General features: G+C 74.0%; 14 protein-coding genes. 4 read left to right on the top strand and 10 right to left on the bottom strand.

The window, feature by feature from the left end:
* Positions 1 to 62: 62 nt before the first annotated feature.
* The 4 genes from IC607_RS05520 (at position 63) to IC607_RS17790 (ending at position 2,632) form a co-directional block, all read left to right on the top strand.
* A complete protein-coding gene (locus IC607_RS05520; RefSeq protein ID WP_191786007.1) occupies positions 63 to 626 on the top strand; it encodes a type II toxin-antitoxin system PemK/MazF family toxin in 564 nt (187 codons plus the stop codon).
* A 146-nt stretch (positions 627 to 772) separates the two neighbouring features.
* Positions 773 to 1,033, top strand: a complete 261-nt coding sequence (gene rpsT / locus IC607_RS05515) for a 30S ribosomal protein S20 (protein ID WP_191786006.1) — start codon at positions 773 to 775, stop codon at positions 1,031 to 1,033.
* Positions 1,034 to 1,226: 193 nt separating this feature from the next.
* Positions 1,227 to 1,955: an EAL domain-containing protein gene (locus tag IC607_RS05510; protein ID WP_191786005.1), complete on the top strand. Its 729-nt coding sequence runs from the start codon at positions 1,227 to 1,229 to the stop codon at positions 1,953 to 1,955.
* A gap of 44 nt (positions 1,956 to 1,999) precedes the next feature.
* Positions 2,000 to 2,632, top strand: coding sequence for an EAL domain-containing protein (locus IC607_RS17790; RefSeq protein WP_191786004.1), 633 nt, complete (start codon positions 2,000 to 2,002; stop codon positions 2,630 to 2,632).
* A gap of 6 nt (positions 2,633 to 2,638) precedes the next feature.
* On the opposite strand, the gene holA is transcribed toward IC607_RS17790, so the two are convergent.
* From holA to IC607_RS05455, 10 genes are all read right to left on the bottom strand, one after another.
* Positions 2,639 to 3,664 (bottom strand): DNA polymerase III subunit delta, encoded by a 1,026-nt coding sequence (holA, locus tag IC607_RS05500; protein WP_370526031.1) that lies wholly within the window; start codon positions 3,662 to 3,664, stop codon positions 2,639 to 2,641.
* Positions 3,665 to 3,727: 63 nt separating this feature from the next.
* Entirely contained in the window at positions 3,728 to 5,251 is a 1,524-nt protein-coding gene (locus tag IC607_RS05495; protein ID WP_191786003.1) for a ComEC/Rec2 family competence protein, read from the bottom strand.
* Positions 5,248 to 6,093 carry a ComEA family DNA-binding protein gene (locus IC607_RS05490; RefSeq protein WP_370526030.1) on the bottom strand — a complete coding sequence of 282 codons (846 nt, stop codon included), beginning with the start codon at positions 6,091 to 6,093 and terminating at the stop codon, positions 5,248 to 5,250. The genes IC607_RS05495 and IC607_RS05490 overlap by 4 nt, the downstream gene beginning before the upstream one ends.
* A gap of 446 nt (positions 6,094 to 6,539) precedes the next feature.
* Entirely contained in the window at positions 6,540 to 7,469 is a 930-nt protein-coding gene (locus IC607_RS05485) for a DegV family protein (RefSeq protein ID WP_191787020.1), read from the bottom strand.
* 41 nt (positions 7,470 to 7,510) lie between these two features.
* Complete coding sequence (gene leuS / locus IC607_RS05480; protein WP_191786002.1) at positions 7,511 to 10,444, bottom strand: leucine--tRNA ligase; 2,934 nt, start codon at positions 10,442 to 10,444, stop codon at positions 7,511 to 7,513.
* On the bottom strand, positions 10,441 to 11,694 hold the full coding sequence (locus tag IC607_RS05475) for an MFS transporter (protein WP_191786001.1): 1,254 nt from the start codon (positions 11,692 to 11,694) through the stop codon (positions 10,441 to 10,443). The genes leuS and IC607_RS05475 overlap by 4 nt, the downstream gene beginning before the upstream one ends.
* An 80-nt stretch (positions 11,695 to 11,774) precedes the next feature.
* The gene (locus tag IC607_RS05470) at positions 11,775 to 12,434 is read right to left on the bottom strand and encodes a metal-dependent transcriptional regulator (protein ID WP_191787019.1); all 660 of its coding nucleotides are present in this window, start codon (positions 12,432 to 12,434) and stop codon (positions 11,775 to 11,777) included.
* Between the two features lie 93 nt (positions 12,435 to 12,527).
* Positions 12,528 to 14,051 carry a D-alanyl-D-alanine carboxypeptidase family protein gene (locus tag IC607_RS05465; protein WP_191786000.1) on the bottom strand — a complete coding sequence of 508 codons (1,524 nt, stop codon included), beginning with the start codon at positions 14,049 to 14,051 and terminating at the stop codon, positions 12,528 to 12,530.
* Between the two features lie 111 nt (positions 14,052 to 14,162).
* On the bottom strand, positions 14,163 to 15,905 hold the full coding sequence (locus tag IC607_RS05460; RefSeq protein ID WP_370526029.1) for a metallophosphoesterase: 1,743 nt from the start codon (positions 15,903 to 15,905) through the stop codon (positions 14,163 to 14,165).
* A complete protein-coding gene (locus IC607_RS05455) occupies positions 15,906 to 16,682 on the bottom strand; it encodes an LLM class F420-dependent oxidoreductase (protein ID WP_191785999.1) in 777 nt (258 codons plus the stop codon).
* Positions 16,683 to 16,725 lie beyond the last annotated feature (43 nt).

Here is a 16,725-nt window from a genome sequence, read left to right as displayed (position 1 = left end):
GCGGACGAAGAAACACGGACGACCTCGTCGCGCGCGACGTCCCGACCGGTACCGTCGGCGCCATGTCGAGCACAGGGTCGAGCACAGGACTGCGCGGCACGCTGCGCAGGATGGCGGCCGCGATCGGGCTCGGGCGTCGCGCGCCGGGCCCGACGCCGACGGCGCCGTCGCGACCCGTTCCCGCGCCACCGGCCCGCCGCGGGCTGCCCGACTACCGCGGCGTGCCCGTGATGGAGTACGCGCCCCACCCGGACGGGCGCGGGGCACCCGTCGCGGACCCCGGCGAGATCGTGTGGACCTGGGTCCCGTTCGAGGAGGACCCCTCCCGGGGCAAGGACCGGCCCGTGCTCGTCATCGGCCGCGCGGGCGACGCCGTGCTCGCGCTCATGCTCACCAGCAAGGACCACGTGCAGGGCGGCGACGTGCACACGCGGCACGGCGACTGGCTCGACATCGGCACCGGGCCGTGGGACCCGCGCCGACGACCGTCCGAGGTGCGCCTGGACCGCGTCCTGCAGATCGACCCGCACGCCATCCGTCGCGAAGGCTGCGTCGTCGACCGGGCCCTGTTCGACACCGTCGCCCAGGCACTCAAGGCGATTTCTCCCACCCGTCACACCTGGTAAGCTTGACCCTTGCGTGTCCGCCCAGGTCGGCGGGCACTCGCCCAGATCCTCTCCGAGGGTGTCCCCACGCCCCAGTCCCGGATCTGCGCGCGCCCTCTACGACCTGTCAGATCGCCGTCTCGGCGAACGCACAAGAGAGTCCACACGTGGCAAACATCAAGTCCCAGATCAAGCGCATCACCACGAACGAGAAGGCGCGCCTGCGTAACAAGGCCGTCAAGTCGGAGCTGAAGACGCACGTCCGTCGCGTCCGTGAGGCCGTCGCCGGTGGCGACAAGGACGCCGCGCAGTCCGCGCTGGTCGTCGCCTCGAAGAAGCTCGACAAGGCTGTCTCGAAGGGTGTCATCCACTCGAACCAGGCCGCCAACAAGAAGTCGGCGCTCGCCAAGTCGGTCGCCGCTCTCTGAGTCGGCACCGCTTCGCGGATCTCGAAGGCGCCGCTCCCCGTCGGGAGCGGCGCCTTCGCCGTTCTCGGCCCCGCGCCCACGGGTGAAGTTTCCGCCCGCGCGGAGAGCGATTCCCTGGGAGGTCGAAGCGGTTGCGGAGAAATCCTCCGCACCCCGTGGCTGACCGGGCCCGACGTGTGGTGTCATTGAACGTATGAACCCGGACGATGCCGACGGGCGCCTGCGACGCCTGGCCGCGGCCGTCGAGGACGCCATCCCCGACGCGCTGCGTCGTGAGTGGGAGCGCCGTTCCACGACGGACGCGGTGCTCGTGGCGCGTCAGGGCATCTTCAACGCGGCGGGCGAGACGACGGCGTACCAGTTCTCCTACCGCACGGGCGACGAGATGGCGCCGGCCCCGTCCTCCTGGAGCCTCAAGCAGCACGACGAGGCCACCGCGCACGTCCTGGCGGCAACCTTCGGGCGCACCGACCTGGATCTCGTCGCCCAGGGACGGCCCCTCTTCGTCCGGTGCACGCGCCCGTACCTGGTCGGCGACCTCTCGGTCCCGGCACGCCCGGACCGGCTGGTCATCGAGGTGCCGCACTGGGTGGACGTCGACCGGGAGATCGTCACCGGAGTACGTCGTCTGCGCGACGCCGGGTTCCGGATCGCCGTCCCCTCCTTCGTCAGCACCGCCCACCAGCGCATGCTGCTGCCGCACGCCAACTTCGTGAAGATCGACGTGCGCGACCTCGACGTCGAGGGGCACCCGGTCGTCACGATGGCCCGTTCCTACGGGGCGACGCTGGTCGCCGAGTACGTCGAGTCGGCCGATCTCAACGCGCACGCGCGCGAGCTCGGGTTCCGTCTCTTCCAGGGCAACCTGCTGGAGCCGGCGAGCGTCCTGGATCGCGCGAGCTCCCGCCCGGTGACTGGTTGAGGGAAGTGGCGTCATGCCCACGCCGGGCGACGCTCTCAGTCATCGTGAGCTCCTCCACCAGCCGGCACCGGCTCTCCGCGCCGCCACCGGTCGCGCGCCAGCCGATCTGGACCCGCGACGGTGAGTTGTTCGCGCACGAGCTCCTGTACCGCGCCCACGACGGCAGCGCCGTCGGGGTCGACCTCTGGCACGAGGATCGGCAGGACCGCGCGACGGCCTCGGTCCTGCGCGCACTGGCCGACGGCGCCCCGTACCTGCGGGAGGGGCGCGCGTTCGTCAACGTGACCCGTGCCTTCGTCGTCCACGACCTGCCGTTGCCGGAGCCGGGCGACGACCTGGTGCTCGAGGTCGTCGAGAGCGTGCCGGCCGACGCGGGCGTGCTGTCGGGGCTGCACGCGCTCCGGGCCCAGGGCTATCAGCTGGCGGTCGACGACTTCGCGGCCGAGGCCCACCAGGTCGCGATGCTCCCCTACGCCGACTTCGTCAAGATCGACTGCCGCGAGCTCGTGCGGCACGGGTCCGCGCTCATCGACATGGCCCGGCAGCACGACGCGCTGCTGGTGGCGGAGCGGGTCAGCGACGCCCGTCTCGTCGAGACCTGCCTCGACCTGGGCTTCGACCTGCTGCAGGGCGACGCCCTGGGACCGGCGACGACGCTCCAACCGACCGATCGATAGCCCCCGTCAGACGCCCGAGGCCTGCGCCACCCGCAGCACGGCACGCTCCACCGCGAACTGCGCGTCGCGGCTCTCGCCCTTGACCTCCGCGTCCGCCTGAGCGACGGCGTTGATGGCCGTCGCGAGCCCCTCCGGCGTCCAGCGCCGCAGCTCGGACATCGCACGGTCCACCTGCCACGGCGCCAGGCCCAGCTCGCGCAGCGCGCCCTGACCACGGCTGCGGACCGCGCCCACCTTGGCCAGAGTGCGCAGCTTCATCGCGAGCGCTGCGACGACGGGCACGGGATCGACCCCCGTCGCCATGGCGTGCCGCAGGAGCGCGACGGCCTGCCCTGCCTGGCCGGCCACGGCGGCGTCGGCCACCCGGAAGCCGGTGGCCTCGATGCGACCGCCGTAGTACCGCTCGACGACGTCCGGGCCGATCACGCCGGTCGTGTCGGCGACGAGCTGCGCGCAGGCGGATGCCAGCTCGCGCAGGTCGCTCCCCACCGCGTCGACCAGCGCGCGGATCGCCGCGGCGTCCGCACGACGGCCCGCCCGCCGCAGCTCAGCGCTCGCGAACGACGTCTTGTCCGAGTCCGACGTCACGGGGTCGCACGCCACCGTGGGCACCTTGGCGGCCTTGAGCGTGTCGAGCAGCTTCTTGCCACGCTGGCCCGAGGCGTGGCGCAGGATCACGACGACGCCGTCGGCCGGCGACGCCACGTAGGCGATCGCGTCGGCCATCAGCTCCTCCGTGCCGCGTTCGACGCCGTCGACGACCACGACCTTGTCCTCGGCGAACAGCGACGGGCTGGTCAGGACCCCGAGCTCCCCCGCGGTGTACTCGGCCGCGTCCAGGCGGGTCACCTCGACGGCCGGGTCGCCCTGACGCGCGAGCCCGACGAGGCGCTCGACCGCCCGGTCCGCGAGCAGACCTTCAGCTCCGCGCACGAGCACGACCGGCTCGAGCTCGGCCTGCTCCCACGAGACCCCCTCCGTGCCCACGCTGCGGCCGGAGCGGGCGGATGAGCGGCGAGGAGCGGGAGGCACCCGCACAGTCTGCCCGACGCCACCGACACCATCGACCGCCCGGGCCCGTGGGCCGTGCCGCGATCATCGACGCGGCCGCAGCAGCAGGCGAGCGACGCAGACCCCGGCGATCGCGAGGACCGCCGCACCCACCACGCCGGGCAGCCACGCCGTCCTGGCGCCGGGCAGCGCCGCAGCGCACCGGGCGACCGCACCGATCCACCAGCACGCCCCACCCGCAGCCCAGGCCAGCGCCTGAGCGAGCGGGTGGCACCAGGGCTCCACGACACCCGCGCCGAGGCCGAGGACGGTCGCCGGTGCGACGGCGGGCCCCGCGACGAGGTTCGCGGGGACCGCGTAGAGCGACAGCGTCGGGTTCAGCAGCACGATCACCGGCGCGCACAGGAGCTGCGCGGCGACGGGGACCGCCAGGACCGTGGCCGTCCGCCGGCCCCAGCGCGACCAGCGGACCGCGAGCGGTTGCGCGACGACGACGATCCCGGCCGTGGCCAGCACCGACAGCGCGAACCCCACCTCCCCCGCCAGCCACGGGTCGATCACCAGCAGCACGACGACCGACGCTGCCAGCGCGGCAGGAGCCCGCGCGGGCCGGTCGAGCAGCAGCGCCCACACACCGACGAGGCCCATCACGGCCGCGCGGAGCACGCTGGGCGACGGGTGCACGACGAGCACCATGGCCACCATCGCGGCGAGGACGACCGGTGCCCGGGCGCGGCGTGGCACCCGCGCCAGGCCCGCACCGGCGAGCGCGAGCATCGCCACGAGGGAGAAGTGGGCGCCGGACACCGCGGTCAGGTGGGTGAGCCCGGCGACCCGCAAGGCGTCCGTCAGGTCCGGCGGCACGCTCGACGTGTCGCCCACGGTCACGCCGGGGAGCAGCGCGCGTGCGTCGCCCGTCAGCGACTGCGCCAGGCGCTGCTCGGCCGTGCGGATCGGCTCACCGGCCCGCCACCAGGGTCCGGCGCGGGCCAGGACGCGCACCGGGCGGTCCGCGATCAGCAGGGCGACCGCCCGTTCTCCTCGCGGGGTGTCACGCAGCACCCCGACCAGCGCGACCCGGGCGCCGAGGAACGCGCCGCCGCCCGCCGGTCCCAGGACCCGCACCGGAGCGTGGGCCCGCTGCGCTGCGGCCGTGTCCTGGACCGGCGCCACCGACTCCACCGTGAGCAGCCACGACGCACGCGCGGGCGCGCCGGGCCAGGCGGCAGGCAGGGCCGTCGGGTCACCGCTGACGACGCCCGTGACCGCCACCTCGGCGCCGACCCGGTCCGCCCAGCGACCGGACTCGCGCGAGGCGACCTGCGCCGCACCGGTGCCGGCGGTGATCGCCGCGACCAGCAGCGCGAGCGCCACCGTGGGCGTGATCGTCGACGTGCGGGCTCTGACCCCCAGCACCACGCCCGCCGTCGACGCACACACGAGCGCCGCGACCAGCCCGCACGGCGCCGGGACGCGCACCACGAGCATCGCTGCGAGCCAGGCGACGGCCGCAGACGGTGCCAGGCGCAGGTCGAGCACCTCGAGTCCTCGCTCGGGCGGCGATGACAGGTCGCTCTCCCCCGCGCCGCGCACCCCCGGGAGGTTCACACCCGCACCAGGTCGCGCAGCCTGGTCATCGTCGCGGGACCGATCCCCGGGACGTCCTCGAGCTGGTCGATGCTCGCGAACGGGTGCTCGCGGCGGTAGTCGACGATGCGGCCCGCCAGGACCGGTCCGACACCCGGCAACCCGTCCAGGGTCGCAGCGTCCGCGGTGTTGAGGTCCACCACGGCGGCCGTTCCAGCACCCGAGCCGGCGGTGGTCCCGGGGGGTGCCCCTGGGGTGCTCGGCGCCGCCCCCTGCTCGTCGGACCCAGCACCCTGCTCGCTCTCGCCCTTGCGTGGGACCACCACCTGCTCGCCGTCGACCAGGACCCGGGCGAGGTTCACCGCGTCGAGGTCCGCCGACGACGTCGCACCTCCGGCGGCGTCGATCGCGTCGGCGACGCGGCTCCCGGGCGGCATCCGCTGGAGCCCTTCGTGACGGACGGCGCCGACCACGTGGACGACCACGGGCGGTTGCCCGGCGGCGGTCCGCGGGACGGGGGTCGCACCGCCAGCCGGTCCGGCGCTCGCGCCCGCGGTCGCATCGACGACCGGCGCCACGGTGGACATGGACGCCGGTGTGCCCTCGGGTGCCGGGACGGGCAGGGTGACGGCCTCCCCGGCCCGCACGGACGCCGCGCGGACCGCCACCGCGCCGCCCACCAGCGCCAACGCGAGCGCCCCGGCCGCCGCGGCTCGCCACGAGACCCTCCATCGCACACGACGCCGCGGCGCCGCGCTCCGCGCCAGCGGGTCGCCGTGCACCGCCACGTAGCCGTCGCGCACGGTCCCCATGGCGTCGGCGGTCGCGACGCGACCATCCCGAGGGCCCGTGCTGCTCGGCACCACCGGAGGCTCGGGGGCGGGTGGTCCAGCGGAGGGTGGGCGCGCCGTCGACACCACGGGCGACGCAGCAGGCGGCACGGCAGGCAACGCAGCCGGAGGCGCTGCGGGAGGCGCTGTACGCGCGGCGCCGGCCTGCCGGATCCAGTCGGGGACGCGCCAGTCGTCGTCGGGGGGCTCGTCGGGACCGGGCGGGACGCTCGGCTCGGGCGGCGCAGGAACCCAGGATCTCGCCGACTGCGACCGAGGGGGCGCGGCGGGCCCGGTCCGCTGCGCGAGCAGCGCGTCGAGCCGTGCACTGTCGCTGGTCGGCGGGACAGGTCGACGGGGCACCCCGCGACGTTAGGTGCGTCCTCCCGGAGCCCGTCGCGCCGGGGCACGGGACTGTGGACCGCCCGTCCGCGGCACGTGCCTGTGGTCGGCTCGGCCCGCCTGCGGCGACGCCTCCGTCAGGCGTCGGTGACGACGACGGCCAGGAGCCCCGGTCCGGCGTGCGCGGCGAGCACGGCGCTCGACTCGCAGACCACGACCTCGACGAGTCGCTCCCCCGCCCAGGCGGCCAGCTGGTCGGCCATCGTGCGGGCGAGGTCGGGCTGGCCCAGGTGGTGGACCGCGGCCCGCGCGGCGGGGCGTGCCTTGATGTCGTCCAGCACCACGGCCTGCAGGCGGTCACGAGCGGCCCGACGGGTGCGCACCTTCTCGGCGACGACCACGGACCCGTCCGCGATCGTCAGCAGCGGGCGCAGCCCCAGGACGATCCCGAGCGCCGCGGCCGGCGCACTGAGCCGGCCACCGCGGCGCAGGTGGTCGAGCGAGTCGACGAGGAACCACGCGCGCGACGCGGCCGCGCCACGGTCGGCGGCCGCGACGACGTCGTCGACCGGTGGCAGCGGGGCCGCCTCGACGCGGCGTCGGAACCACCGCCTGCCCTCCGCGGGCGGGGCGGGCGGGACCGGGGCGACGAGCGTCGCGGGCACCGGGAGACCGCCGGACGCGACGCGCGCGGCCTCGAGAACCGCGAAGCCGAGCGCCATGCCGACCGTGCCGGAGTCCACCACGTGCACCGGCACGGGCGCGGTGGTCGCGGCGAGCCGCGCGGCCTGCACCGTCCCCGACATCTGGCCGGACAGGTGCACGGAGACGACGGCGGTCGCCCCGCTCGCGGCGGCGCGCGCGTAGGCGGCGTCGAACGCGGCGGGCGACGGCTGGGACGTGCTCACGTCCGCGTTGCCCGTGAGCGCGTCGAGCAGCCCCTCGGGAGACAGGTCGACGCCCTCGGCGAACCGCTCGCCGTCCACCACGACGTCGAGCGGCACCACGCCGATCCCCCAGCGCTCGGCGACGCCGGGAGGGAAGGACGCCGTCGAGTCGGTGACGATCGCGACCGCCGGCGAGGCGGCCGCGGACCCGCGGTCGCGGCTCAGGCCGGCACCACGTTGACGAGCTTGGGCGCGCGCACGATCACGGTCCGCACGTCCCGGCCGTCCAGGGCGCGCTGCACACCGGCGTCGGCGAGCGCGAGCTCACGCAGCGCATCGTCGCTGACGTCGGGCGCGACCTCGACGCGGCCGCGCACCTTGCCCTGCACCTGGAGCACGCAGGTCACGGTCTCCTCGACGAGGTACGCCTCGTCGGCCACCGGGAACGGCTCGTGCGCGAGCGAACGCTCGTGGCCCAGCCGCGACCACAGCTCCTCGGCGACGTGCGGCGCGACGGGAGACGTCATCAGGACCAGCGCCTCGACGGCCGAGCGCGGCGCCGCCGGCAACGTCGTCAGGTGGTTGTTCAGCACGATGAGCTTGGCGATCGCGGTGTTGACGCGCATCGCGGCCATGTCGACACCCACGTCGGCGATGGTGCGGTGCAGCACGCGCAGCGTCGCGTCGTCGGGCGCGTCGTCCGTGACGACCAGCGAGCCGTCGGTCTCGGAGACGACGTTGCGCCACAGCCGCTGCAGGAAGCGCTGCGACCCGACCACGGCCCGCGTCTCCCACGGACGCGACAGGTCCAGCGGGCCCATCGACATCTCGTACACGCGCAGGGTGTCCGCGCCGTACTCCGCGTACATCTCGTCGGGGGTCACCATGTTCTTCAGCGACTTGCCCATCTTGCCGTACTCACGGTTGACGGCCTCGCCGTTCCAGCTGAACCCGGTCGCCGACGACTCGTCCTCGACCACCTCGGCCGCCGGCACGTGCACACCGCGGGCGTCCGTGTAGGCGTACGCCTGGATGTAGCCCTGGTTGAAGAGCTTGTGGAAGGGCTCGCCGGAGGACACGTGGCCCAGGTCGAACAGCACCTTGTGCCAGAAGCGCGCGTACAGCAGGTGCAGCACGGCGTGCTCGACGCCGCCCACGTACAGGTCGACGCCGCCGATCGAGCCCTCGGGCTGCGAGCCGTGGCCCGGGCCCATCCAGTACTGCTCGAGTGCCGGGTCGACGAGGGTGACGTCGCTGGTCGGGTCGAGGTAGCGCAGGTAGTACCAGCACGACCCGGCCCAGTTGGGCATGGTGTTGGTGTCGCGCCGGTAGACCTTCGGGCCTTCGCCCAGGTCCAGGGTGACGTTGACCCAGTCCTCGTTGCGGCCCAGCGGCGGCTCGGGCGACGAGTGGGCGTCCTGCGGGTCGAACGTGCGCGGCGAGTAGTCCGGCACGTCGGGCAGGTTGACAGGCAGCGCGTCCGCGGGCAGCGCGATGGGCAGGTCGTTCTCGTCGTAGACGATCGGGAACGGCTCGCCCCAGTAGCGCTGCCGGCTGAACAGCCAGTCGCGCAGGCGGTAGGTGATGGTCTCCTCGCCCACGCCACGCTCGGCCAGCCACGCGATCATCGCGGTCTTCGCCTCCGGCACGGCCAGCCCGTCCAGGCTCAGGGCGTCGTTCGACGAGTTGATGACAGGACCGGCTCCCGTGCGGGCACCCTCGGGCGCGCCGTCCGGCGCGTCGACCGTGTAGACCACGGGCAGCTCGTAGGCCTGCGCGAACGCGAAGTCGCGCTCGTCGCCGCCGGGGACGGCCATGATGGCGCCCGTGCCGTAGCCCATGAGGACGTAGTCCGCGGTGAACACGGGCAGCAGGTCGCCGTTGACGGGGTTGGCGGCCAGGTGGCCGGTGAAGACGCCGGTCTTGCGGCCCGCGTCGGCCTGACGCTCGACGGCGGTCTTGGCGCCGGCCTCGGCCCGGTACGCGGCGACCGCCTCGGACGGGGTTGCGTGGCCACCGGTCCAGGCGTCGCGCGTGCCGTCGGGCCAGGCCGCGGGCACCTCGTCGAGCAGCGGGTGCTCGGGGGCGACCACCATGAACGTGGCGCCGAACAGCGTGTCCGGACGGGTGGTGAAGACCTCGACGGCGTCGCCGCCCACCACCGCGAAGCGCACGCGGGCGCCTGACGAGCGGCCGATCCAGTGCCGCTGCATCGACTTGACCTTCTCGGGCCAGTCGATGTGCTCCAGGTCGTCGGTCAGCCGGTCCGCGTAGGCCGTGATCCGCATGTTCCACTGGCGCAGGCTGCGCTGGAAGACCGGGAAGTTGCCACGCTCGGAGCGCCCTTCCGACGTGACCTCCTCGTTGGCCAGCACCGTGCCCAGGCCCGGGCACCAGTTCACGGGCGTCTCGGAGACGTAGGCGAGGCGCTGGGAGTCGACGACGCGGCGACGCTGGACGGCGTCCAGGTCCGCCCACGCGGACCCGGCTGCGATCCCGTCGACCTCCGGCAGCGCGCGGCCCGCGGCGTAGGCGGCCTCGAGCTCCGCGACGGGGCGTGCGGCACCACGGCCGCCGTCGGCCCGCACCGCGTCCTCGTCGTACCAGGAGTCGAAGATCTGCAGGAAGATCCACTGCGTCCAGCGCACGTACTCGGGGTCGATCGTCGCGAACGACCGGCGCGGGTCGTGCGCCAGCCCCAGGCGACGCAGCTGGCGCTGCATGATCGCGATGTTGGCCTCGGTGGTGGTGCGCGGGTGCTGCCCCGTCTGCACGGCGTACTGCTCGGCGGGCAGGCCGAACGCGTCGAACCCGAGCGCGTGCAGCACGTTGTCGCCCTGCATGCGGCGGAAGCGCGCGACCACGTCGGTGGCGATGTACCCGAGCGGGTGACCGATGTGCAGACCCGCGCCCGACGGGTACGGGAACATGTCCATCACGAAGAAGGGCTTGGCCGACGGCTGCGCGTGCCGCCCGTCGCCGTCCGTGAGCGCACCCGTCGGGTTGGCGGCGTAGAACGTGCCGCGCTCCTGCCACGCGTCCTGCCAGCGCAGCTCGATGTCCTGCGCGAGCGCGGCCGTGTACCGGAACGGCACGTCGTCCGAGGCCGTCGGGGGTCCGGCGTGGGCGGGGGCGGGGGTGTCCTGCGAAGTCACCTGCCGAGTTTACCGGCCGCCGTGAGGTCGCCAGGACGGTCGGGCACGTCGTCGACGTGCTCCGGGACGGCGGCGGGGGCGACCGGCTCGGGCCCGGCGCGGCCCACCGTGAGCATGGCCAGCAGCCCCAGCGCGGTCAGCCCCGCCCCGACCCACGCGGGCGCGAGGTAGCCCAGGCCTGCCTCGATCACCAGCCCGCCCAGGAACGCACCCGTCGCGTTGCCCAGGTTGAGGGCGGAGTGGCACAGCGCGGCGCCGAGTGACGGCGCCGCGGGCGAGACGTCCATGAGCCGCGTCTGCAGGGACAGACCCAGGATCTGCGAGGTCACGCCCAGCAGCACGAGCGCGACGACGACGGCCACCGGTTGGTGGCCCACGACGCCGATCGCGACGAGCACGGCGATGGTCGACACCATGCCGACGATGACGGTGCGGTAGACGGACCGGTCGGCGAGCCGGCCGCCGATGAGCGTGCCCGCCGTCATGCCAAGCCCGTACAGCGCCAGGACGACGGGGACCACGGCGACGTCGACGCCGGCCGCGTCGGTGAGCAGCGGCTTGACGTAGGAGTAGACGGCGAACATCCCGCCGAACCCGATCGCGCCCGCGCCGAACGCGATCCACAGGCGGCGGTTGCGCAGTGCCGCCAGCTCGGTGCGTACGGTGGCGCCCTCGTGCGGGGAGAGCGGCGGCGTCCAGGCGCGCAGCGCCAGCAGGGTCGCGAGCCCGATGACACCCACGCCGACGAACGACCACCGCCACCCGGCGGCGTGCCCGACGATCGCGGTGAGCGGCACGCCGATGGCGCACGCGATGGTCAGGCCGGCCATCATCGACGAGACCGCCCGGCCACGGCGCGCCTGCCCGACGACCGCGGTCCCCATCACCGCCCCGACGCCGAAGAAGGCACCGTGCGGCAGACCGGCCAGGAAGCGCGCGGCGACGAGGGTCGACGCGCTGGGGGCGAACGCAGAGAGCACGTTCGCGCAGGTGAATGCCACCATGAGCCAGATCAGCAGGCGGCGGCGGTCCATGCGGGCACCCAGCGCGGCAAGCGTGGGCGCACCGACGACGACACCGAGCGCGTAGGCCGTGATGGCGTACCCGGCCACCGGGATCGAGATGCCGAGGTCGTCGGCGATCTCCGGCAGCAGACCCATGGTCGCGAACTCGGTGGTGCCGATGCCGAAGCCGCCCAGCGCGAGCGCGAACAGCGCGGCGCGGGCCTTGCCGGCGGGCAGCGGAAGCATGCGTCTCTCCAAGGTCGTATCGATTCGATCCGGCGGCGGAGGACGACGGTGTGGACTCCGGTGGATGGGCTCAGCCTAGGTCAGTCCGCCGCGACGAGCCAGATCGAGCGCGCCGCGACCTCGCCGAGCTCCGTCGACGCACGCTCCGGCCCGACGAGCAGCGAGACCAGGCCGATCGCCTCGCGGCGGGCCACGACCTCGACCGGTGCGTCGAGCACCAGGCCCACGGCCTCGACGTGCCGCAGCAGCTCGGGATCGGCGTCGGAGATCCGCGCCACCTGCCAGTGCCCCGCCGACGCCTGCCACAGGGAGGTCGCGGGCGGCGGGGCGAACGTGCCGTCCACCCCGGGGATGGGATCGCCGTGCGGGTCCCGCGTCGGGTGGCCCAGGTGCGCCGCGAGCCGCTCGACGAACACGTCGGACACCGCGTGCTCGAGCACCTCCGCCTCGTCGTGCACCTCGTCCCACCCGTAGCCCAGGACCTGGACCAGGAAGGTCTCGACCAACCGGTGCCGACGCACCATCGCGAGTGCGAGCAGCCGTCCGTGCTCCGTCAGGCCGACGGCACCGTACGGCTCGTGCGTGACGAGCCCCGAGTCAGCCAGACGGCGCACCGTCTCGGACACCGTCGACGCCCCCACGCCCAGCCGGCCCGCGAGCAGCTTGGTGGTGACCGGCCGGTCCTCCCACTCGGTCGCCGCCCAGATGACCTTGAGGTAGTCCTGGCTCACCGCGCTCAGTGCGTCGGCGCCGCCGAAGGAGGCGGCCGCGGAGCCCGCGGGCCCGGCGGTCACGTCGTCAGCACTCACGGCGCCCAGCCTAGAGGCCCGCGCTCACCAACCGTCGACGCTCCAGTGCCACGGCTCACCGGGCAGGTTCTTCAGCCCGTACGTCGGGGCGTTGCGCACCATCCACGTCCACGCCGCCGACCCTGCGGTGATGACGTGCCCGTTCACGGTGAAGTCGATCGCGAGCCCGCGCTCGTGCCGGGACGTGCCCGGCGTGGCGGTCGCCGGACGGCAGCCCGACGCGGTGCAGTTGCGCGCCCGCAGCGCGCGCTGCTGCTCGTTGCTGCGCCAGCCCCAGCCGCTCAGGTCGATGCCGTCGGCCTTCGCCGCCGCCTGCAGGGCCTCGACGGCCGTCACCAGGCACGGGTTCAGGCGGATCCCGGTGCTCGTCAGCGCGGTCGCCTCGAGCGGGACCGGCGCGACGACCGTCGAGCAGTCGCTCGTGACGGGGGCGCCGAGCGCGCCCGGCGGCACGTCGGCGCGCCAGAGCTCCTCGCCGTTCGCAGCCCGCAGCACCAGCCCGCCGGCGTCCACCGCGAGCGTCGCCCCCTTGCTCACCGTCTCCGAGGTCCAGTAGATGGCACCGTCGGTGCCCTTGAGCACCAGGTTCCCCGACTTCCCGAGCGACAGCCGCAGCTCGGCGTCCGGGTAGGCGGGCAGCACGGCCCACACCGCCCGCCCGTCGATCTCGAGCCGTAGACCGTCCTCGTCGACCAGCAGGCTCACGCGGCCGTCCGGCGAGTCGAGCCGCTCCCCGGCGACCAGCCGCTTGCCGGCCGCCAGCTCCGGCTCACCCAGCGCTGTGCCCGTGCTCCACAGCACGGTCCCGTCAGGGTCCAGGAGCTGCAGGTCGCCGTCGTCCTGGAGCACGAGGGTCGCGTCCTCGTGCCCCCACGTCCCGGTGTGCCAGCGGACGTACCCTGCCTCCGTCCGCACCGCGAGGTCGCCCTGCTCCGAGAGCACCAGCGACGAGCCCGCGCGGTCGGTGTCCGTCGACCAGCGCGGCCGCGCGTCCGGACCCAGGAGCTGCAGGTCGCCGTCCTCGCCCATGACGAGCGTGCTGCGCCCGTCCTGCGAGGACAGCACCTTGCCCGGCTCGAGCTTCTCCCCCGCGTTCAGCATCGTGGGCGGCGTCGCCGTGCCCGCGGACCACTGCACCGTGCCCTTCGTGTCCCGCACGACGAGGTCCCCGTCGTCCTGCACCACCAGCCGCGCGCCCTTGATGCCCTTCGTCCCCGTGTGCCAGCCGACGGTCCCGTCGGGCGCGACGAGCGCGACGTCACCCGTCGAGCGCACGACGAGGCGCGATCCCTTCACCCCGGGGCCGCTGGTCCAGCGCAGGTCGCCGCCCACCTCGTACAGGGCGAGCTCTCCGGTCTTCTGAACCACGGCCACCTGGCCGCCGTCCGCCGAGACCAGGGACTGCGAGGGTTTCAGCTGCTGACCCGCGGTGAGCTCGTCGTCGTCGGCCGCCGCCTGCGCGGGCGAGGCTGCCAGCCCCGCTCCGGACAGCACCGCCGCGAGCGCGAGCGCGACCGCACCGCGGACCCGCACCGACCCTTGCTTCACGCTGACCCCCCAGCCTGCGGCGCACGCGGGCGAACCGTGCCCGGTGTGCGCGCTTCATCACCGTAAACCCGGTTCGCCGGATTCACACGGGTGAAGCCGAGATTCCCTGCCTCAGTCCGCGGTCGCGAGGTCGCTCGGGGCGGCTGACGGGGTCGGGCTGGGCGTCGTAGGGCTGGTTGGTCCCACCGTCGGCTGCGGACCCAGCACGCCCGGCGCCAGCACGTCGGGCTCGACGACGGGCACGGCGACGGGCCAGGGGCGGGGCCACAGCACGTGGGCGGTGGCGTCGGTGTCGATCTGCACCACCTGGTAGTCGACGAACCGGCGCGTCTGCGGGTTCCAGTGCAGCACGGTCAGCTCGGCGGTCCCGTGCAGCTTGCCCACGGTCGGCTGACCCAGCGTGGCGCCCGCACTGCTCGAGCTCACGTACCGGATGCCCTGACCCACCTGGGCGGGGCCGACACGCTTGTGCAGGTGGCCAGAGATCTGGGCGGGGGCGCACCCCTGGTCCAGCGTCGGGTCGCCCACCCACGGGGTGTGGATCAGCAGCAGGTCGACGCCGTCGTCGTCGTCGCACGCGGTGGCGGCGAGGTCCGCACCTTCCTCGGCCTCCGTGCGCTGCCCCGCGCTCGTCCCCTGCCCGGCGCGCGTCTCGTTGGGATCGCGGTCGCCCAGGATCCGCAGGCCGTCGACGGTCGTGACCTCGCCGTGCAGCACGCGGGCGCCGGCCTTGGCGTACTTGGCCGACGTGTCCGCGGAGTCGTGGTTGCCGGGCGACACGACGAGGTCGACGCCCTTCGGGACGGCCTTCGCGAAGGTGCTCACGCAGTACTGCTCGACGGCCGTGCCGTTCATCGTCGTGTCACCGGCGTCGAGCACGAGCGACGCGCCGGAGCGCTTCACGAGCGTCGTGACGAGCGGGGCCATGCCGACGTTGCAGTGCAGGTCGGACATGACGACGACCGTCAGGAGGTCGGGTGCGGACGCCGCGACGCCGGTGGGCGCGCCGCCGCCGGGCGCGGCGAGCCGGCCCGCCAGCGCCACGGCCGACGACGTCGCGTCCCACTGCTCCTTCAACGCGGTGTCGGCCTTCTCGTAGAACGCCTGCGAGTCGCGGTACGTCGCGAGCGCCGAGGCACCGTACGTGTCGATGACACCGCCCAGACGCCCGGTGACCTGGGCGCCTTCGAGCGGCGTGCCGTCGAACACCGGCGACGCGACCGCCGTGGAGTCCTCCCCCTCGTCCACCTGCGGCGCGACCACCACCAGGAGGAGGAGGGCGAGCACGGAACCCAGTGCGACCTGCCGCTCGTGGGGGCGCAGCCGGTGGGCGAGCTCCTCCCGTCGCGCGCGCCCGAGCAGCACGACGAGCAGCGACCACGCGACGACCAGCAGCGCGAACGCCGTGACGGCCCGGACACCTGCGTCGATCAGGAGCGCCCGCGTGACGTCGGAGATCGTCGTCTGGGGCGCGGAGAAGAACTGGACGTACCGGTCGAGGTCCTCCGAGAGTCCGCTGAGTGTCGTGGCCTGGTCGAGCTGGACGAAGCTCGCGGGGATCTCGTGCACCGTGATGGTGACGCCGAGGCCCAGGGGCAGGGGCGAGTCGATGAGGAGCTCGCCGAGCGGTCCCAGATCGACGGTCACGGTCGAGTCCGCGGTCACGTCGTAGCGTGCCTCGTGCGGCCCCAGGCTGCTCTCGACGGACGCCGTGACGACGCCGAACACGATGCTGGCCAGCACGCCGACGACGACGAGCAGCACGCGAGGCCACCACCGCCGTCGCGCGGCGGGGGGCGTCTGCGTGCTCGTCGCACCATCGGTCGCGGTGCGTCGCTCCTTGCGGGAATGCACCTACGCGCGCTCGTCCCGCCAGGCCACCCACTGCTCCACGAGGCTCAGGTCGTAGTCCGGGCCGGAGGTGCCGATCGTGAAGAGCGTCGCACCGGCGGCGATCAGGTCGTCGGCGACCTCGGCCGGAGGCCGCGAGACCCCGACCGAGCGCTCGACGAGGCTCGCCGTGTCCCGGCCCACGTCGGAGCCGTGCTCATCGAGGATGCCGCTCTTGCGGACGAGCGTGTCGACGTCCCCGAACGAGTGCCACACGTCGGCGTGCTCGGCGACGACGCGCAGGGTCTTGCGCTCACCGCCGCCGCCGATCATCACGGGGATCTCGCGCGTCGGGACCGGGTTCGACGCGGCCCAGCGCGCGCGGATCCGCGGCATCGCCTGCGCGAGGTCCGCGATGCGCGAGCCGGCGGTGCCGAACTCGTAACCGAACTGGTCGTAGTCCTTCTCGAACCAGCCGGCCCCGATGCCGAGGATCAGGCGACCGCCGCTGATGTGGTCGACGGTCCGCGCCATGTCGGCCAGCAGCTCGGGGTTGCGGTAGGAGTTGCAGCTGACGAGCGCACCGATCTGTACGCGCTCGGTCTGCTCCGCCCACGCGCCGAGCATGGTCCAGCACTCGAAGTGCTTACCGTCCGGGTCGCCCGAGAGCGGGAAGAAGTGGTCCCAGTTGAAGATCACGTCGACACCGGCGTCCTCGGCGCGGCGCACCGCGTCCCGGATCTGGCCGTAGTCGGCGTGCTGGGGCTGGAGCTGGACACCGATGCGCACAGGAAAGGTCACGACACGACCCTAAGCGCCCGTAGAGTCCGCTCGCGCTCCGAAC

This window comes from Cellulomonas sp. JH27-2 (genome assembly GCF_014837175.1).
Classification (GTDB): domain Bacteria; phylum Actinomycetota; class Actinomycetes; order Actinomycetales; family Cellulomonadaceae; genus Cellulomonas.
This window is presented reverse-complemented; position numbering and strand designations above follow the sequence as displayed.